The 18,416-nt window shown below is 71.4% G+C and carries 18 protein-coding genes and 1 tRNA gene; 9 read left to right on the plus strand and 10 right to left on the minus strand.

Annotation, left to right across the window (positions count from 1 at the left end; genetic code table 11):
* Positions 1–62 precede the first annotated feature (62 nt).
* Positions 63–605 (minus strand): hypothetical protein, encoded by a 543-nt coding sequence (locus M1R94_RS06540; protein ID WP_249380859.1) that lies wholly within the window; start codon positions 603–605, stop codon positions 63–65.
* 36 nt (positions 606–641) lie between these two features.
* Between M1R94_RS06540 and M1R94_RS06545 the strand changes: the two genes are divergently transcribed.
* Positions 642–715, plus strand: a tRNA-Ile gene (locus tag M1R94_RS06545).
* 150 nt (positions 716–865) lie between these two features.
* Positions 866–1,576 (plus strand): hypothetical protein, encoded by a 711-nt coding sequence (locus M1R94_RS06550; protein ID WP_249380860.1) that lies wholly within the window; start codon positions 866–868, stop codon positions 1,574–1,576.
* Between the two features lie 31 nt (positions 1,577–1,607).
* Here M1R94_RS06550 and M1R94_RS06555 read toward each other — a convergent pair whose 3' ends face one another.
* The gene (locus M1R94_RS06555; RefSeq protein WP_249380861.1) at positions 1,608–3,155 is read right to left on the minus strand and encodes a helix-turn-helix domain-containing protein; all 1,548 of its coding nucleotides are present in this window, start codon (positions 3,153–3,155) and stop codon (positions 1,608–1,610) included.
* A gap of 152 nt (positions 3,156–3,307) precedes the next feature.
* Here M1R94_RS06555 and aceA point away from each other — a divergent pair, with 152 nt between their 5' ends.
* The gene (gene aceA / locus M1R94_RS06560) at positions 3,308–4,663 is read left to right on the plus strand and encodes an isocitrate lyase (RefSeq protein WP_249380862.1); all 1,356 of its coding nucleotides are present in this window, start codon (positions 3,308–3,310) and stop codon (positions 4,661–4,663) included.
* Positions 4,664–4,751: 88 nt separating this feature from the next.
* Positions 4,752–6,431, plus strand: coding sequence for a malate synthase A (gene aceB, locus M1R94_RS06565; RefSeq protein WP_249380863.1), 1,680 nt, complete (start codon positions 4,752–4,754; stop codon positions 6,429–6,431).
* A gap of 34 nt (positions 6,432–6,465) precedes the next feature.
* Here aceB and M1R94_RS06570 read toward each other — a convergent pair whose 3' ends face one another.
* The gene (locus M1R94_RS06570) at positions 6,466–6,651 is read right to left on the minus strand and encodes a hypothetical protein (RefSeq protein ID WP_249380864.1); all 186 of its coding nucleotides are present in this window, start codon (positions 6,649–6,651) and stop codon (positions 6,466–6,468) included.
* A gap of 174 nt (positions 6,652–6,825) precedes the next feature.
* The gene (locus M1R94_RS06575) at positions 6,826–7,116 is read right to left on the minus strand and encodes a YtxH domain-containing protein (protein WP_249380865.1); all 291 of its coding nucleotides are present in this window, start codon (positions 7,114–7,116) and stop codon (positions 6,826–6,828) included.
* Positions 7,117–7,287: 171 nt separating this feature from the next.
* Here M1R94_RS06575 and def point away from each other — a divergent pair, with 171 nt between their 5' ends.
* Positions 7,288–7,779, plus strand: a complete 492-nt coding sequence (def, locus tag M1R94_RS06580) for a peptide deformylase (protein WP_249380866.1) — start codon at positions 7,288–7,290, stop codon at positions 7,777–7,779.
* A 159-nt stretch (positions 7,780–7,938) separates the two neighbouring features.
* Positions 7,939–8,439 (plus strand): DUF3145 domain-containing protein, encoded by a 501-nt coding sequence (locus M1R94_RS06585; protein WP_249380867.1) that lies wholly within the window; start codon positions 7,939–7,941, stop codon positions 8,437–8,439.
* A gap of 97 nt (positions 8,440–8,536) precedes the next feature.
* Here the strand turns inward: M1R94_RS06585 and M1R94_RS06590 are convergent, their stop codons facing one another.
* The 5 genes from M1R94_RS06590 to M1R94_RS06610 all read right to left on the minus strand — a co-directional run bounded on the left by M1R94_RS06590 (position 8,537) and on the right by M1R94_RS06610 (position 13,465).
* Positions 8,537–9,781 (minus strand): beta-ketoacyl-[acyl-carrier-protein] synthase family protein, encoded by a 1,245-nt coding sequence (locus tag M1R94_RS06590; protein WP_249380868.1) that lies wholly within the window; start codon positions 9,779–9,781, stop codon positions 8,537–8,539.
* Between the two features lie 102 nt (positions 9,782–9,883).
* Entirely contained in the window at positions 9,884–10,132 is a 249-nt protein-coding gene (locus M1R94_RS06595; RefSeq protein ID WP_249380869.1) for an acyl carrier protein, read from the minus strand.
* A 94-nt stretch (positions 10,133–10,226) separates the two neighbouring features.
* Positions 10,227–11,231 carry a beta-ketoacyl-ACP synthase III gene (locus tag M1R94_RS06600; protein WP_249380870.1) on the minus strand — a complete coding sequence of 335 codons (1,005 nt, stop codon included), beginning with the start codon at positions 11,229–11,231 and terminating at the stop codon, positions 10,227–10,229.
* On the minus strand, positions 11,228–12,223 hold the full coding sequence (locus tag M1R94_RS06605) for an ACP S-malonyltransferase (protein WP_249380871.1): 996 nt from the start codon (positions 12,221–12,223) through the stop codon (positions 11,228–11,230). The genes M1R94_RS06600 and M1R94_RS06605 overlap by 4 nt, the downstream gene beginning before the upstream one ends.
* A gap of 78 nt (positions 12,224–12,301) precedes the next feature.
* Positions 12,302–13,465, minus strand: coding sequence for a PucR family transcriptional regulator (locus tag M1R94_RS06610; RefSeq protein ID WP_249380872.1), 1,164 nt, complete (start codon positions 13,463–13,465; stop codon positions 12,302–12,304).
* Positions 13,466–13,598: 133 nt separating this feature from the next.
* Between M1R94_RS06610 and M1R94_RS06615 the strand changes: the two genes are divergently transcribed.
* Complete coding sequence (locus M1R94_RS06615) at positions 13,599–14,282, plus strand: tetratricopeptide repeat protein (RefSeq protein ID WP_249380873.1); 684 nt, start codon at positions 13,599–13,601, stop codon at positions 14,280–14,282.
* A gap of 90 nt (positions 14,283–14,372) precedes the next feature.
* Here the strand turns inward: M1R94_RS06615 and aceE are convergent, their stop codons facing one another.
* On the minus strand, positions 14,373–17,114 hold the full coding sequence (gene aceE, locus M1R94_RS06620) for a pyruvate dehydrogenase (acetyl-transferring), homodimeric type (protein ID WP_249380874.1): 2,742 nt from the start codon (positions 17,112–17,114) through the stop codon (positions 14,373–14,375).
* Positions 17,115–17,460: 346 nt separating this feature from the next.
* Between aceE and M1R94_RS06625 the strand changes: the two genes are divergently transcribed.
* Both M1R94_RS06625 and M1R94_RS06630 read left to right on the plus strand, forming a co-directional pair.
* Complete coding sequence (locus M1R94_RS06625; RefSeq protein WP_249380875.1) at positions 17,461–17,892, plus strand: DUF3052 domain-containing protein; 432 nt, start codon at positions 17,461–17,463, stop codon at positions 17,890–17,892.
* Positions 17,889–18,380: a peroxiredoxin gene (locus M1R94_RS06630; RefSeq protein WP_249380876.1), complete on the plus strand. Its 492-nt coding sequence runs from the start codon at positions 17,889–17,891 to the stop codon at positions 18,378–18,380. The genes M1R94_RS06625 and M1R94_RS06630 overlap by 4 nt, the downstream gene beginning before the upstream one ends.
* Positions 18,381–18,416 lie beyond the last annotated feature (36 nt).

Raw genomic sequence — 18,416 nt, forward strand, 5'->3', positions numbered from 1 at the left:
CCCGATGGCGGGGGGTGTCCTTGCACCGCTCGCGCGTGGGTGCCTGGTGCTCTGGGCGCAGGTCAGCGCAGCCCGGCAGCCTCGCGGACCCGTGCCTCGGCGGCGTCGACCAGACCGGCGGTCGTGGGGTCACCCAGGTCGACCGTGCCCGGCCCGATCACCTGGCTGATGATCTCGCCGTCGGCGGTGCGGCGCAGGGCGACACGCACGACGGTCCCGTCGGTCAGGGTGACCTTCTCGCTGTGGACCACCGACGACTGCACCTGACCGTGCACGGCACGGGAGAGCTCGACCGACGTCACGTCAGCCAGGTGCAGGACCGTCGGCTCGGAACCGTCGACCCATGTCACGCTGAGCGTGGCTGCCTCTGCGTCGAGCCCGGCGTGGTCGACGTCAGCCCACGGGCGCCGGAACGCAGCCTGGCCGGGGTGCGCGCCACCGTCGGGCGCGGGCGCGGGCGCGGGCACGACGTGCAGTGCGCGAGTGGTCGCGACCGCCCATCCGTCGACCAGCTCGCCGATCCCCAGGACCTTGTCGCCACGGACGAGGTCGAGTCGTGCGCGGACGTCGTCGGGCAGCTGTGGTGAACGTCGGAACCTGGCCATGGACTCAACCTAACCCCGGGTAGCCTGGTCGCTCGCGGGCCAGTAGCTCAGCCGGTCAGAGCAGCGGACTCATAATCCGTCGGTCGTGGGTTCAAGCCCCACCTGGCCCACCCGTACCCACCCGTACCCGTATCCATCCGGACTGCCACCCGTACCTGCCGATCCACACACCGGAACGCCTCGTGGACGGCTCGCCGGTGCGCATCTGCCAGCGGGGCCTGGCATGATCCGAACGAGTGTCGAGCCGGACGGAGATCATCATGAGGCGTGTCACAGGCGCCGGCGTCGTCGCGTTCTCGCTGCTCCTGGTGGGCTGCGGGGGAACCGGCGGTCCTGATCCGGACCCGCCCGGCCCCACGGCACCGTCACCCACGGTGTCTCCGGCTCAGGAGACGCCCGAGCCCACGGTCTCCTCGTCGGGCGACGCGCGCCCGGCCCTGGAGGACCTGGTCCTGAGCACCTCGGGCCTCGGGCCGCTCGAGATCGGGGAGCCTCCGGCGGAGAACTCGGGGGCGGCGATGATCACCTGGGACGCCGAACACTGCGAGGTCCTCGGGGAGGAGTACGCCGAGCCCGGACGATGGGTGCCCGCGGGCTACGAGTGGGACGTCGTCTACAGCGGCGAGCAGGCGCAGCCGTTCTACGTGGACGCCACGGACGAGGCCGTCTACCGCATCGATGTGATGAGCGTCTCGCCGGCCACGGGCGAGGGGATCCGTATCGGCTCCTCGCTCGAGGAGCTGCAGGAGGCGTACCCGGAGCTGGAAGGTCCCTTCGAAGGACCCGTGTCCCGGGTCTGGTGGTTGCAGGACGAGGACGGCTCCCTGGTCTTCGAGACACAGGGCGAGCAGGACGGGCTGCGACCTGCGGGCACGCCCGAGAGCGTGATCCTGGTGCGGGTCCTGGTCCCGGACTACTCGCCCGAGTTCGCGACCGCGAACAGCGGCGACGTCGCGGGGGCCTGCTTCTGAGCTCCTCCGCGTCCGCGGTCCCGCCCACGGATCAGCCGACGGCGGGGGCGTGTCGTTCGAGGAACGTGTAGACCTCGGTCTGGTCGACCCCTGGGAACGCACCGGTGGGCAGGGCCGCGAGCATGCTGGCGTGGGGTCGGGCGCTGGGCCACGCGCGGCCCGCCCAGCGATCGGCGAGCGGGGCGGGGGGCAGCCGGCAGCAGTCCGGCTCAGGGCAGCGGGACCGGGCGCGCTCGACCGTCTCGCGACCCTGGAACCACCGCACGTGCTGGAAGGGCACGCCGACGCTCACCGAGAAGTCGCCCTCAGGGGACCCCTGGACGCGTGAGGTGCACCAGTAGGTTCCCGCCGAGGTGTCGGTGTACTGGTAGTAGGGGCTGAACCGGTCCGGGATCGAGAACACCACGCGTGCGGTCCAGCGACGGCATACCGGCTGTCCCTCGATGGCGCCCAGCGGGTCGCTCGGGAACCGCACGCCGTCGTTCTCGTAGGCCTTGTGGAGCGTGCCGCTCTCGTGGACCTTCATGAAGTGCACCGGGATGTCCAGGTGCCGTGTCGCAAGGTTCGTGAAGCGGTGCGCAGCGGTCTCGTAGGTCACGGCGAAGGCGTCACGAAGGTCCTCCAGCGACAGCCGGCGGGCCGCTCGCGCCTCGCGCAGCATCTCCACCGTGCCCTCCTCGGGCAGCATCAGTGCCGCCGTGAGGTAGTTGGTCTCGACGCGCTGGCGAAGGAAGTCGCCGTACCCGGTGGGCTCCTCGTGGCCCAGGACATGGCTGGCGATGGCCTGCAGGACGGGTGAACGCGGGTCGCTCGACGTGGTCAGGGTGTGCGGCAGGTAGACGCGACGGTGCTCGAGGTCGGTGACCGACCGGGTCGAGTGCGGCAGGTCGTGCACGTAGTGCAACGAGAAGCCCAGATGGGCGGCGATCTCGGCGGTCGTGCGCTGCGACAGCGGACCGCCGGCATGGTCGACGGCCGCGAGCAGCGTGCGGGCGTGCTCCTCCAGGTCGGGGAAGTAGTTGTCCTGGGCGCGCATCGTGGCTCGGAGCTCGGCATTGGCCCGCCGGGCCTCCTCGGGGGTCGCGGCGTTCTCTGTCAGGAGGCGCTCGACCTCTCGCCGGAGCCCGACGAGCGCCTCGAGCGCGTCGGTGGGCAACGACCGGCCGACCTTGACCTGGGCGAGGTCGAGCGAGGTGAACAGCGGACCGCGCTGGGCGCGCTCGAGCTCGATCTCCAGCGCCGCGCGACGGCTCGGCGCCTGGGTGCTCAGCAGCTCCGTCAACGGCACCCCGAGCGCCGAGGCGACCTGCTGGAGCAGGGACACCTTGGGTTCCCGACGTCCGTTCTCCAGGACCGAGATCTGCGAGGCCGCCCGCCCGACGGCGGTTCCCAGCTGGTCGAGGGTCATGCCGCGAGCGGTGCGCAGGTGCCGGATCCGGCGACCGATCACCAACGGGTCCACCGCGGAGATGTCGTCGGACGGGGCGTGCGAGGCCGCCGCCACGGACGACGGACCCGTCGGTGTCGTGCGGGAGGTGGCGTCGGAGCCACGGGGGAGGGGGTGCTCGATCAGGGCCATGGTCCACCGTCGCACCGGGCAGCAGGTGAGCGCCACCTTCCCGTCCGCAGAATTTTCGCTGTTCTTCTCAATGCCGGAGGGGTGAAGAGGTGTTGACCTTGCGTCACGGTGGTGGCACAGCCGGATCCCAGCCCGAGACGAAGGAGCATCCCGTGACCACCACCGCCACCTCTCCCTCCCCGCCCACCCGTACCGACTCGCGCATCCCCCCACGCCCCGGAGACCAGGTGCAGACGCCGGACGAGCTCGCCCAGGAGTGGACGGACGACCCGCGCTGGGCCGGGGTCCGGCGTGACTACAGCGCCGAGGAGGTGATCGCGCTGCGCGGGTCGGTCCGCGAGGAGCACACGCTCGCCCGCAGGGGGGCCGAGCGCCTGTGGGAGCTCCTGCACACCGAGGAGTGGGTGCCGGCGCTGGGGGCGCTGACCGGCAACCAGGCCGTCCAGCAGGTGCGCGCAGGGCTCAAGGCGATCTACCTCTCGGGGTGGCAGGTCGCGGCCGACGCGAACCTCTCGGGCCAGACCTACCCCGACCAGAGCCTGTACCCGGCGAACTCCGTGCCGGCCGTGGTGCGTCGCATCAACAACGCCCTCCTGCGCGCCGACCAGGTGGAGAGCACCGACTCCGCCGGACGGCCGTCGACCGAGTGGCTGGTCCCGATCGTGGCCGATGCCGAGGCGGGATTCGGTGGTCCCCTCAACGCCTACGAGCTGATGTCGGCGATGATCACCGCGGGGGCTGCCGGGGTCCACTGGGAGGACCAGCTCGCCGCGGAGAAGAAGTGCGGTCACCTGGGCGGCAAGGTGCTGGTCCCCACCTCGCAGCACGTGCGGACGCTCAGCGCTGCCCGTCTGGCTGCCGACGTCGCCGGGGTGCCCACCGTGGTCGTGGCGCGCACCGATGCACTGGGCGCCGACCTGCTGACCTCGGACGTCGACCCTCGCGACGCGCGGTTCCTCACCGGGGAGCGCACCGCCGAGGGCTACCACCGGGTCACCCCGGGCCTGGATCCCGTCCTCTCGCGGGCCGAGGCCTACGCGGAGTACGCCGACCTGCTCTGGGTCGAGACCGCCGAACCGGACCTGGGTCTGGCGCGGGAGTTCGCCGAGCGGATCCACGACCGGTTCCCCGGCAAGCTCCTGGCCTACAACTGCTCGCCGTCCTTCAACTGGCGCGCGCACCTCGACGACCCCACGATCGCCCGGTTCCAGCGGGAGCTCGCCTCCTACGGTTACGCCTTCCAGTTCATCACCCTGGCCGGCTTCCACGCCCTGAACCACTCGATGTTCACCCTCGCGCGGGGGTACGCCGAGCGGGGGATGAGCGCCTACGTCGAGCTCCAGGAAGCCGAGTTCGCCTCCGAGGTCGACGGCTACACGGCGACCCGTCACCAGCGTGAGGTCGGTACCGGGTACTTCGACCGGGTGGCCACGACCCTCAACCCCTCGAGCACCACGTTGGCACTGTCCGGCTCGACCGAGACCGCGCAGTTCGGGGCGCACCGATGAGCCTCACCCAGGCTCGTGCTGCGACCCCCCACCGTCCACCGCCGGCCCTGCCGGCAACGTCCACCTGTCCTCTTCTCAGGAGCACACCATGACCACGACCGCACCCCCGTCCACGACCGCACCCCCGACCACCAGGTCGACCCCGTCAATCGACGTCCTCGGCCCGCAGGTCCCGGGCTCGTCGGAGATCCTCACCCCGCAGGCGCTCGAGTTCCTCACCGAGCTGCACACCCGCTTCCTCGGCCCGCGCCACGACCTGCTTCTCCAGCGCCAGCACCGACGGACCAGGTTTGCCAACGGCGTGGACCCCGACTTCCTGCCGCACACGGCGCACCTGCGCCAGGACGGCTCGTGGAAGGTCGCCGGCGCCGGGCCCGGGCTCGAGGACAGGCGCGTGGAGATCACCGGACCGACCGATCGCAAGATGACCGTCAACGCGATGAACTCCGGTGCGCAGGTCTGGCTCGCCGATCTCGAGGACGCGACCTCGCCGACCTGGCAGAACGTCATCGGGGGTCAGCACAGCCTGTTCGACGCGCTGCGCCGCCAGATCGACTTCCGCTCGCCCGAGGGCAAGGAGTACCGCCTCGGCGAGAGCACACCCACGGTCGTCATGCGGCCCCGCGGGTGGCACCTGGTCGAGAAGCACCTGTGCTTCACCGACCGCGCGGGGCAACGCACCGCGGCCTCGGCGAGCCTGGTCGACTTCGGGCTCTACGCGTTCCACAACGCACGGCACCTGATCGAGACAGGTCGTGGCCCCTACTTCTACCTGCCCAAGCTCGAGAGCCACCTCGAGGCGCGACTGTGGAACGAGATCTTCACCTTCACCCAGGAGCACCTCGGCATCGCTCATGGCACGATCCGCGCCACGGTCCTGATCGAGACGATCACCGCGGCCTTCGAGATGGAGGAGATCCTCTACGAGCTGCGCGAGCACTGCGCCGGGCTCAACGCCGGGCGCTGGGACTACATCTTCAGCGTCATCAAGAACTTCCGCAGCCGTGGTCCCCGCTTCGTCCTCCCGGACCGCGCCCAGGTCACGATGGCGGTGCCGTTCATGCGGGCGTACACCGAGCTGCTCGTCGCGACCTGCCACCGTCGCGGTGCCCACGCGATCGGGGGCATGTCTGCCTTCATCCCCAACCGGCGTGACCCGGAGGTCACCACGCGGGCGCTGGACCAGGTCAGGGCCGACAAGCAGCGGGAGGCCACCGCTGGCTACGACGGCACCTGGGTCGCTCACCCCGACCTGATCCCGGTCGCCCGCGAGGTCTTCGACCGGGCGCTGGGGGAGCGCGCGAACCAGCTCGACCGGCAGCGTGAGGACGTGCAGGTGACCGCCGCTCAGCTGCTGGACATCGGCTCGGCGGGCGGGCTGGTCACCGACGGCGGCGTGCGTGGCAACGTCTCGGTCGCAGTGCGCTACCTCGAGTCGTGGTTGCGTGGCACCGGGGCCGCCGCGATCGACAACCTGATGGAGGATGCAGCGACAGCCGAGATCTCGCGCTCGCAGATCTGGCAGTGGATCCACCAGGGCACCGTCACCGCACAGGGAACCACGATCACCGCGGCCCACGTCGAGCAGGTTCTCCGGGAGGTGCTGGCCTCGACCGCGAGGCACGAGGGTGACAGGTTCGACGATGCCGCAGCGGTCTTCCGTGAGGTGGCGCTGGGCGAGGAGTTCCCCACGTTCCTCACGCTCACCGCGTACTCGCGCTACCTGGTGCGGCAGGCGGCCGACGAACGGGCCGACGACGCGGCCTGAGCAGGAGCCAGAGCTGCCGCGGCCCGGGCAGGAGCTAGAGCTGCTGCACGGTCGAGAGCAGGAACAGCAACGACCCGGCGGCCAGGGCGGCGACAGCGGCGCGGAAGGTCACCTTCTCCGCGTCGCGTCGTCCGTCCTGGCCGTGGCGGTAGGCGACCGCCAGGGCGCCGGCACCGCCGATCGTCAGGAGCCCACCGAGGGCCAGCAGCAGCAGGTGCACGCGCACAGTCTGCCCGGCCTTCGCATCGCGGGGAAACCTCGACGCCGCGCGGGGCGTGTCCTCTGCGCTGGGCAGGCCTCTCAAGGCAGACGACGAGGGACCCGCGGCACGCGTGGTGCCACGGGTCCCTCGTGGTCTGAGGTCCCGGCCGGTGACGGGTGGCGCCCCGACTGATCAGTAGCTGGCCGAGCCCGTCCCGTCGGTGCTCGAGTCCTCGCTCTTGGGGCGCACCGAGTCCGTGGCGGACCTGACCGCTCCGGAGACCTTCTCCTTGATCTCGGGGCCCTTCTCGCGCACCAGGTCCCCTGCGCGCTGCTCGACGTCGGCGATGCCCTCCTGGACACGCTCGTCCTCCCAGAGCCGGGTGGCCTGCGCGCGGATCTTCTCGAACTGCTCCCGACCCGCACGGGTACCGAGCACGTAGCCCACCGCGCCGCCGATGAGGAATGCTGCCTTCGTCCGCATGGTGACGTCCCTTCGTACGGATGATGCGCCGGATGGCGCTGGTCACCCTGCGAGCCTAGGGGCCGGACCCGGTCGCCGCGCGCCCAGCCGGTGTCCGGGATGCTCGGAGCGGACCAGCGCAGACGGTCGCGCCTGAGCGCACGCGCACGGTGCTCATGGGAGCATGGACCCATGGCGATGAGAGAGATCCGCACGGTAGGTGACCCCGTGCTGCGCACCCCGTGCGACCCGATCACCGAGATCGACTCACGGGTGCGTTCGCTGGTCGAGGACCTCCTGGAGACCGTCGACCACGAGGGCCGCGCCGGCCTGGCAGCCAACCAGATCGGGGTGGGGCTGCGCGCCTTCTCGTGGAACATCGACGACGACCTCGGCTACGTCCTGAACCCGCGGCTGGTCGAGGTCTCCGACGAGGAGTACCAGGACGGTGACGAGGGCTGCCTGTCGGTCCCGGGCCTGTGGTACCCGACCAAGCGTGCCTGGTACGCCCGGGTGGTCGGCGAGGACCTCGACGGGAACAGGGTCGTCGTGGAGGGCACCGAGCTGATGGCCCGGTGCCTGCAGCACGAGGTCGACCACCTCGACGGCATGCTCTACCTCGACCGCCTCGAGCGTTCGGTGCGCAAGAAGGCCATGCGGGCCATGCGGGAGCAGCTCGCCTGACGGCAGGCACGTCCCCGGGGACGGTGCCGGCGGGGCGGCTGGCGCGAGCAGCCCCTGATCAGGCATGCTGTCACCAGCACACCGCGCGTCCGTGCTGCCCTCCCGTCACGGGGTGAGGTCGTTGGGGAAGACGACCCTCGACCCGTCAGGAGGAACGACATGGCTGGTGCCATCGCCCGCGGTGTACTTCTCGTGCACTCCGCGCCCCGTGCCCTGTGCCCCCACATCGAGTGGGCGGCCGGCGGGGTCCTCGGCGCGCGTCTGTCCCTCGACTGGACCGAGCAGCCCGCCGCCCCCGGGATGTTCCGTGCCGAGCACTCCTGGCAGGGGGTCCAGGGCACCGGTGCGCGGCTGACGTCAGCGTTGCGGGGCTGGGCGCACCTGCGCTACGAGGTGACCGAAGAGGCCAGCTACGGCTCGGACGGCGCACGCTGGAGCCACACCCCTGAGCTGGGCATCTTCCACGCCGCGATCGACGTGCACGGCAACACGATGGTCCCTGAGGACAGGATCCGGGCCGCTCTCGAGCACGCGGCCGACCCGGCTCGGCTCCGTCGGGACCTGGACCTCGCCCTGGGGCAGGCCTGGGACGACGAGCTCGAGCCGTTCCGGTACGCGGGTGCCGGTGCGCCCGTGCGGTGGTTGCACCGCGTGGGCTGACCCGCGCTGCTGCCGCCACGAGCCCGACCTGGGTCCAGCGCGGTGGCGTGCCCTGACAGCAGGAGGGCCACATCGTGGCACGAGCGTCGGGCAGAGGTCAGACGCTGGTGACCACGAGCGCGACGTTGTGGCCCCCGAAGCCGAAGGAGTTGTTGATCGCGGCGACCTGCCCGCTCGGCAGCGGTCGAGGCGTGTCCCGTACCAGGTCCACGACGAGGTCCGGGTCGGGCTCGGTGACGTTGATCGTCGGAGGGGCCGAGCGGTCGACCAGCGCGAGAACCGTGAAGATCGTCTCGAGCGCACCGGCCCCGCCCAGCAGGTGACCGGTCATCGACTTCGTGGCCGAGAGCGCGACCTGGTCGGCAGCGGCACCCAGGACGTCGCGCACGCTGCGCGCCTCGATGAGGTCACCGACGACGGTCGAGGTCGCGTGGGCGTTGACGTGGACGACGTCCGAGGGCGAGACCCCGGCACCCTGGAGCGCCTGGCGCATCGCGGAGGTCTGCCCGCGGCCCGACGGCTCGGGCGAGGTCATGTGGTAGCCGTCGGAGCTGAGCCCCACCCCGGCGAGCCGGGCGTAGACACGCGCACCACGTGCTGCGGCGTGCTCGGCGCTCTCCAGCACGACGATGCCCGCGCCCTCACCGAGCACGAAGCCGTCCCGCTGCACGTCGTAGGGCCGCGAGGCGCCCGCGGGGTCGTCGTTGCGGGTCGAGAGGGTCCGTGAGGCGGCGAACGCTGCCAGCGGCATGGGGTGGATCGCGGCCTCCGTACCGCCGGCCACCACGACGTCGGCGCGTCCGGTACGGATCATCTCGACCGCGTAGCCGATGGCTTCGGCGCCCGAGGCGCAGGCCGAGACCAAGGCGTGCGCCCCGGCCCGGGCTCCGAGCTCGAGCTCGACGTAGGCAGCAGGCGAGTTGGGCATGAGCATCGGGACGGTCATCGGGAGAACTCGCCGGGCGCCCTTCTCCCGCAGGGTGTCCCAGGCGTCCAGAGTGGTCCAGATCCCACCGATGCCCGACGAGACCACGGCACCCAGTCGCTCGGGATCGACCTCGGGGCTGCCTGCATCGGCCCACGCCTCGCGGGTGGCGATGATGGCGTACTGGGCCGAGGGGTCCATCCGCTTGATCTCGGGTCGGGGCAGCACCTCGGCCGGCGCGACCTTGAGCTGCGCGGCGAACGAGACCGGGATCTCGTAGGTCGTGGCCCAGTCGTTGTCCAGGGTGCGCGCACCCGACTCCCCGGCCAGGGCGGCCCGCCAGGTGCTCGCGACGTCTCCGCCGAGGGGGGTCGTGGCGCCGAGTCCGGTGATCACGACGTCAGGTGCGGTGCTCATGGGGGCTCCTAGCGGGCGAGGGTGGGGCCACCCGCAGGGGCGCGTGTCGCTGTGCGCGACCGCACCCCTGGCGGGTTGACCTCGGTCAGTGAACTGCTGGCGTCAGGCCTGCGCGCCGTTGATGAAGGCGACGGCGTCCCCGACGGTCGCCAGGTTCTTGACCTCGTCGTCGGGGATCCGCACGGAGAACTTCTCCTCCGCGAGGGTGACGATCGTCATCATCGACAGCGAGTCGATGTCGAGGTCGTCGGTGAAGGACTTCTCGGGCAGGACGGAGTCCGTGGGAAGACCGGTCTCCTCGCTGACGATCTCGGCCAGTCCGGCCAGGATCTCCTGCTCGCTGTGCGCCATCGTTGTCTCCTTGTGTGAGTGGATGTCAGTGCCCGAACGGGCGTTGACGATTGTCCCCGGGTCCCGGCGGTGGGGCCGCTGGGCGCGCCGTGGGTCAGGGCAGCACGACCACCTGGGCCGCGTAGACCAGTCCCGCCCCGAAGCCGATCTGCAGGGCGAGTGCCCCGGGGGCCACCTGTCCCTCCCGGAGCAGCCGCTCGGTGGCCAACGGGATCGAGGCCGCCGAGGTGTTGCCGGTGTCCGCGATGTCCCGCGCCACCACGACCGACTCGGGCAGCTTGAGCTGCTTGATCATCTGGTCGATGATCCGCATGTTCGCCTGGTGCGGGATGAACGCGTCGATGTCCTGGGCGGTGACCCCGGCCGCAGCCAGTGCCTTCTCGGCCACGGGAGCCATCTGCCAGACCGCCCACTTGAACACGCTCGCGCCCTCCTGGCGCAGCGTCGGCCACCCGGCGTCGTGCTGGACGGCGTCCTGCCAGGAGTGCGTCTGCTTGATCAGCGGAGCCTGCGCGCCGTCCGAGCCCCAGACGGTCGGGCCGATGCCCGGGGTGTCCGAGGCACCGACCACCGCGGCCCCCGCGCCGTCGCCGAGCAGGAAGGAGATCGAGCGGTCGGCCGGGTCGATGAAGTCGCTCATCTTCTCGGCACCGATGACCAGGACGTTCCGGGCGTTGCCCGATCGGACCAGCGCGTCGGCCTGCGCGATCCCGTAGCAGTAGCCCGCGCACGCCGCCGAGATGTCGAAGGCCGCTGCCGGGGTCGCACCGATCCGGTCGGCCACGACGGCCGCGCCGGCGGGGGTCTGGTGGAAGTAGGTCACCGTGGACAGGATCACCGCGTCGATGTCCGCCCCGGTCAGCCCGGCGTCGTCCAGCGCGGCACGCGCGGCGCCCTCGGCCAGGTCGAGCACGTCGGTCGAGCCCCCGGCGCGGCGACGGGTCACGATGCCCGTCCGCTGCCGGATCCACTCGTCAGAGGAGTTGATCGGCCCGGCGACGTCGTCGTTGGTCACGACGTTCTCGCCACGCACGCCGCCGATACCCAGGATGCGGGAGTACGGCTGGACGGCGGCCTGGGTCAGCCTGGGTGTGGTCACGCCGGGTCCTCCTGCTCAGGGGTGCCGGACGCCGTGGTGTGGCGGGCGACGAGGTCACGTGCGGCGTCCAGGTCGGCCGGCGTCTTCACCGCGACCGTCTCGACACCCGGGAGGGTACGGCGCGCAAGGCCCGTCAGGACACCCGCGGGCGCCAGCTCGACGAGCCCGGTCACGCCGAGGTCCAGCAGCGTGCGGCAGCACTCGTCCCAGCGGACGGGTGCCACGATCTGTGCCGCGATCCGTCGCAGCACATCTCGTCCCGCACCCAGGCCCGACCCCTGGCCCGGGGCGGCGAGGTCGGTGTACGCCGCGCCGTCCGCGTTGGAGAGCAGGGTCACGGTGGGGTCCGCGGGCCGGTGCGCGTCCAGGACAGCGCCGAACTCCTCGCGGGCACTGGCCATGTACGGGGTGTGGAAGGCGCCGGCGACCTGCAACGGGATGACCCGCGCCCGTGCGGGCGGGTTTGCTGCCAGGTGTGCGAGACCCTCGAGCGAGCCAGCTGCGACCACCTGGCCACCACCGTTGACGTTGGCCGGGTGCAGGCCGGCCGCAGCGATGGCGCTGAGCACCTCGTCCGGCTCGCCACCGACGACCGCACTCATCCCGGTGCTCTCCTGGGCGGCGGCGTGGGCCATCGAGCTGGCCCTCGCCGTGACGAGGCGCACGGCATCGGTGTCCGTCAGGACCCCTGCCACCGCCGCGGCGGTGAGCTCTCCGACGGAGTGACCCGCGGTGACGTCCACGAGCTCCGCCGCATCACGACCGTCGAGCAGTGCGCGCAGGGCGATCAGGGAGGCCGACACGATGAGGGGCTGCGCCACGGCCGTGTCCCGGATGGTCTCGGCGTCCGACGTCGTGCCGTGGGCCAGCAGGTCCGACGACGACACCCAGGAGAAGGCCTGCACCTGCTCCTCGACTCCCGGCAGCTCGAGCCACGGGGTGAGCAGACCGGGGGACTGGGAGCCCTGACCAGGGCAGAGGACGGCGAGCACCAGACCACTGTGCCGGGCGGTCGGCGCCGCGCGAGCATCCGACAGGTACCAACCTTGCCGGGAGGTGTTGTCCAGAACCTACAAGCGGCCCAGCCGTCCCAGGGCGAGCGCCGTCTGCAGCACGTAGGCCTCGCGGGCGTCCAGGGGATCCCACCCGGTGACCTCGGCGACCTTGCGCAGGCGGTAGCGGACGGTGTTGGGATGCACGTACAGCACCCGGGCGGCCGCCTCGAGCGACCTGCCGTGCTCGACGTGCGCGGCGAGGGTGTCGAGCAACGAGCCACCGGCCTCGACCAGTGGACGGTAGGCCTGCCCGATCAGGGTGCGCCGGGCCGAGGTGTCGCCGACGAGCACCCGTTCGGGGAGCAGGTCGTCGGCCAGGACCGGACGAGGGGCGGCAGGCCACGCCGGAGCAGCCAGCAGCCCGGACAGCGCCGCGGCCGCCGACCTCCCGGCCTCGTCGAGGGTCGGGACGGACGGCCCGATCACCACCGGCCCTGGTCCGAACCGGCCCAGCAGGGTGTGCGCCGCGGCCCGCAGGTCCCCCTCGCCGCCCAGCACCACGACGAGGCGGTCGCCCTGGATGCCGACCAGGGCGTCCCCGGCGGCCCGGCGGGTGGCGCGGCGCAGCTCGGCGGTGCGGACCTCGTCGAAGGGGTCGGTGGTGGTGCCGACCATCACCAGGGCGTTGCCGTGCCCGCTCCAGCCCAGGGCCGCGACCCGGGACCGCAGGGCGTCGTCGGCGTCGTCGCGGACCAGCGCGTCCACCACGAGTGCCTCGAGCCGGGCGTCCCAGGCGCCGCGGACCTCCGCTGCACGCGCGTAGACCTCGGCTGCCGAGAAGGCGACCTCGCGGGAGTACCGCAGCACTGCCTCGCGCAGGTCGCGCTCGGCACCCGGTGCGGCCAGCCTGTCGCAGTGGTCCTCGACCACCTCGACGATCAGGCGGACCAGCTGGAGGGTGTGCTGCAGAGAGATCGACCGGGTGAGCTCGGGCGGGGCGGCGGCGAAGATCTCGCTCGCACCTCGTGGCGGCGTCGCGGGGTCGGAGAACCAGGTGATGAAGGACGAGATCCCGGCCTGCACCACGAGCCCCACCCAGGACCGGTCCTCGGCGGGCAGCGCGCGGTACCACGGGAGGTTGTCGTCGAGCTTGCGCAGGGCGGCCGCCGCGAGCAGGCCGCTGCCGTCGTGCAGCCGACGCAGGGTGTGTGCCTGTTCCCTCGGCGCAGAGAGAGCCATGGCTCGGAGCATAGGGGGTCGGTGCCGCTCGGGTGGGGACGTCCGTTGTAGAGAGCCCACAAAGCGTGGGGGCGCCGCGGCCGACTGAGCGGTCTGACAAGTGGTCCGGGTCATGTACGGCTATGGTCGGGGTATGGCTTTGCTCCCCAGGCTCCGACGACTCATCCGGCGGCCCGTGTCCGCATCGACGGTCGGCCGCAGACGTCCGACAGCGGTCCGCAACCGGGACACGATCCATGAGGACTCGGTGCGCGCGATGCTGTCCGACGACCCCAACGACGTGCGCGCGTTCCGGGCCCTGGCGGAGATCGTCCGGCGGCGTGCCGCCGAGGTCGGGCACGACGGCGACCCGTTGACCGCCCCGCAGGACGAGGTGGAGAAGCAGAGGGCCGCGGACCTCGCCGTGTGGGCACTGGCCGAGGAGCTCGCGGGGAACCCGCGGGCCTGGCACCCCTTGATCGAGCTCGCCCGGCTGTCGCTGCACGAGGACCACGAGGGTGCGATCCGGCGCCTCAACACCGCGGTCGAGCGCGAGCCCACGGGGGTGGCGCTGATCGAGAGCCTCGTCGTGCTGCGCGAGGGTGGTGAGCCCGTCGAGGCGCTCAACCTCGGGGTGGGCCACTGGCGGGTGCGCGACCACCGGCCAGAGGTCGCACGCCACCTGGTGCTCGCGGCGATCGAGGCCGGTCGGCCGATGGACGCGCGGCACCACCTGCAGGCGCTCGACCTGCACCCTGACACCAAGGCCGTCGCTCCGCTCAAGGCCGAGCTCGCCCAGCTGGTCGCCCAGGCCGACACGGCGGCCTCGGGGTCCTGACCCTGGGCGTCGCGCTCCGACGCCGAGCCCGACACCGAGAGGCCCCGCCGACCATCAGGTCGGCGGGGCCTCTCGTGCGTGACGGTCAGGTCAGGAGTCGCCACCCGCCATGCCCGAGGCGCCGGCCCGGACGTCGTGGATCTGGTAGCGCTCGATCGCCTGTGCCGCTGCGTCCGAGGCGACCTCGCCGCGGCGGCCGAGGAGCTGCAGCACCTTGACCACCGTGGACGGACCGTCGATCTTGAAGTGGCGACGTGCCGCCTGCCGGGTGTCGCTGAAGCCGAAGCCGTCCGCGCCGAGGGTGGCGTACTCACCCGGGATCCAGGCACGCACCTGGTCGGGCACCATGTGGTCGAAGTCGCTCGTGGCGACGAACGGGCCCTGCGCGTCGCGCAGCTTCTCGGTCAGGTAGGCCGTGCGGGGCTCCTCGCCCGGGTGCAGGAAAGCCTGCGCGTCGGCGGCCAGGCCGTCGCGGCGCAGCTCGTTCCAGCTGGTCACCGACCAGACGTCAGCCCGCACCCCCCAGTCGTCGGCGAGCAGCTCCTGGGCCTCGAGGGCCCACGGAACCCCGACGCCGGAGGCCAGGATCTGGGCGCGCGGCCCCTCTCCCTCGGCGACCGAGATGCGGTGGATGCCGCGCAGGATGCCCTCGACGTCGACATCCTCCGGCTCGGCCGGCTGGGTCATCGGCTCGTTGTAGACCGTCAGGTAGTACATGACGTTGGGGTCCCGAGGGTCCTCCCCGTACATGCGCTGCAGCCCGTCGCGGACGATGTGACGCAGCTCGTACCCGTAGGCGGCGTCGTAGGAGACCACCGCCGAGTTGGTCGCCGCCAGGATCGGCGAGTGACCGTCGGCGTGCTGGAGCCCCTCACCGGTCAACGTGGTGCGACCCGCGGTCGCCCCGATGATGAACCCTCGGGTCATCTGGTCGCCGGCGGCCCAGAACTGGTCCCCGGTCCGCTGGAACCCGAACATCGAGTAGAAGATGTAGAACGGGACCAGGACCTCGCCCTGGGTGGCGTAGGAGGTGCCGACGGACTGGAAGGCCGCTGCCGAGCCGGCCTCGTTGATCCCGGTGTGCAGGATCTGCCCGGACTCGGACTCCTTGTAGCTGAGCATCAGCTCGCGGTCCACGGCGAGGTAGTTCTGGCCCTGGGTGTTGAAGATCTTCGCCGTCGGGAAGATCGAGTCCAGGCCGAACGTCCGGGCCTCGTCGGGGATGATCGGGACGATGCGGTGCCCGAACTCCTTGTCCTTGATGAGGTCCTTGAGCAGCCGCACGAAGGCCATGGTCGTGGCTACGTGCTGCTGACCCGATCCCTTGGCCAGGATCTCGTAGGTCTTCTCGGGCGGCAGGGTGACCGGGGCGTAGGTGCTGCGGCGCTCCGGGACGAACCCTCCCAGCGCGCGTCGACGCTCGAGCATGTACTTCAGCTCGGGGGAGTCCTCCCCGGGGTGGAAGTACGGCGGTGCGTAGGGGTTGGCCTCGAGCTCCTCGTCGCTGATCGGGATCCGCAGCGAGTCCCGCAGGGTCTTGAGGTCGTCGGCCTTGAGCTTCTTCATCTGGTGCGTGGAGTTGCGCCCGGCGAAGTTGGTGCCCAGGCCGTAGCCCTTGATCGTGTGAGCCAGGATCACCGTCGGCTGCCCGGTGTGGGCCACGGCTGCGGAGTAGGCCGCGTAGATCTTCCGGTAGTCGTGCCCGCCACGCTTGAGCGCCCAGATGTCGTCGTCGGTCATCTTCTCGACCAGCTGCTTGGTCCGCGGGTCGCGGCCGAAGAAGTGCTCGCGGATGAAGGCGCCGTTCTCGGCGCGGTAGGTCTGGAAATCACCGTCGGGCGTGGTGTTCATCAGGTTCACCAGCGCGCGGTCCTTGTCGGCGTTGAGCAGCGCGTCCCACTCGCGGCCCCAGACGACCTTGATCACGTTCCAGCCCGCCCCGCGGAAGAACGCCTCGAGCTCCTGGATGATCTTCCCGTTGCCGCGCACCGGTCCGTCGAGGCGCTGCAGGTTGCAGTTCACGACGAAGTTGAGGTTGTCCAGGCCCTGCTGGGCAGCCTGCTGCAGCATGCCGCGGCTCTCGGGCTCGTCCATCTCCCCGTCGCCCAGGAAGGCCCAGACGTTCTGCTGGCTGGTGTCCCGGATCCCACGGTTGTGCGTGTACTTGTTGACCCACGCCTGGTAGATCGCCGAGGCGGGACCCAGGCCCATCGAGACGGTGGGGAACTCCCAGAAGTCGGGCATCAGCCGCGGGTGGGGGTAGGACGACAGCCCGCCCTGGGGTGCCGAGACCTCCTGGCGGAAGCCGTCGAGCTGGTCGGCGCTGAGCCGGCCCTCGAGGAACGCCCGGGCGTAGACGCCGGGGGCGGCGTGGCCCTGGAAGAAGACCTGGTCGCCACCGCCGGGGTGGTCCTTGCCGCGGAAGAAGTGGTTGAGCCCCACCTCGTACAGCGTGGCCACCGAGGCGTAGGACGAGATGTGCCCGCCGACGCTGATCTCGGGCCGCTGAGCGCGGGTCACCATGACCGCCGCGTTCCACCGCAACCAGCTGCGGTAGCGGCGCTCGACGACCTCGTCGCCGGGGAAGTACGGCTCCTCGTGCACACCGATGGTGTTCACGTAAGGGGTCGCGAGCGAGGTCGGGACGGCGACGTTGCGCTCCCGTGCCCGCTTGAGCAGGTTGAGCAGCACGTAGCGCGCGCGTGGTCCGCCCCGCTCGTCCACCAACCCGTCGAAGGACTCGATCCACTCACCGGTCTCGTCGGGATCGATGTCCGGGACCTGGCTGAGCAAGCCGTTGATCAGCGGGCCCGTCGTGTCACGTGCAGCCACCAGCAACCTCACCTCTCGTACGCACCGCCTGCAACCCGGTCAGGTCGTGGCTGATGCTGTCTCGGCCCGGTCCGGGCGCGCGCGGTCGCGCGTGCTCTCGCCGGTCGTGAGGACCATTGTCGGCCGTCCGGGGGAAGAAAGTCACACCAGGCCACAGTGCGGATGCCCACGACGGGGCTCCGGTCGGCGACACTGTGCGGAGACCGTCCTACGGACGGGCCTGCGGTGTGGCGCTTGCCACAGGCAGGGTGAATGCTGTGGGCTTACCTCGCACCGCCCGACGGGCGCGGCCAGGATCGGCCGAGAGCATGACGACGAGCAGCAGACGAGAGGAACGGCACACACAGTGGGAGCGACCGCGGAGCCTGCAGGCGGCCAGGACGGGTCCGGGGCGCACAAGCTCGGTCTGTCGACCGGGCAGGTCGTCCAGGAGTACGGGTACGACGACGACGTCGACCAGGACCTGCGTCTGGGGATCGAGGAGGTCACAGGCACCGAGCTCGTCGACGAGGACTACGACGACGTCACCGACGCCGTGGTGATCTGGTGGCGCGAGGACGACGGCGACCTCACCGACGCCCTCGTGGATGCTCGGACCATCCTGGACGACGCCGGCTCGATCTGGTTGTTCACCCGCAAGCCCGGACGTGACGGCCACGTGAGCCACAGCGACATCGAGGAGGCGGCCACCACCGCCGGCCTGCACGCCACGAGCACCCTGGCCATCGCCCTCGACTGGTCGGCCACGCGACTGGGAACCCGCGGTCGCGGTCGATGAGCGGCACGGCGGTCCCGACCACCCCCGGTGCCGGGGTTCCCGCACCGGGTGACCCGGCACCCGACTTCACCCTCCCCGACACCCATGGGACACCGGTCACGCTGAGCGGCCTGTCGGGTGGCCCGGTCGCGGTGGTCTTCTTCCCGTTCGCCTTCTCCGGTCTCTGCGGGAGCGAGCTGTGCGAGCTCCGCGACAACCTCGAGGACTTCCAGGCGGCCGGGGTGCGGGTCCTGGGGATCTCGTGCGACCCGCTGTACTCGTTGCGCGCATGGTCCGAGCAGGAGTCGTTCGGGTTCGACCTGCTCTCGGACTTCTGGCCGCACGGCACGACCGCGCGCTCCTTCGGCGTCTTCAACCCTGAGCAGGGGCTGGCCGAGCGGGGGAGCTTCCTGGTGGACGCCGCCGGCACGGTGCGCTGGAGCGTGGTGAGCCCACGGGGCCAGGCGCGGCAGATCGCCGACTACCGGGCGGCCCTGGCGGGGCTGTGAGGCGGCGGGCGGCACGCGGGTAGGCTGTGGCGCCGT

Source organism: Actinotalea alkalitolerans (assembly GCF_023369855.1).
Lineage (GTDB): Bacteria > Actinomycetota > Actinomycetes > Actinomycetales > Cellulomonadaceae > Actinotalea.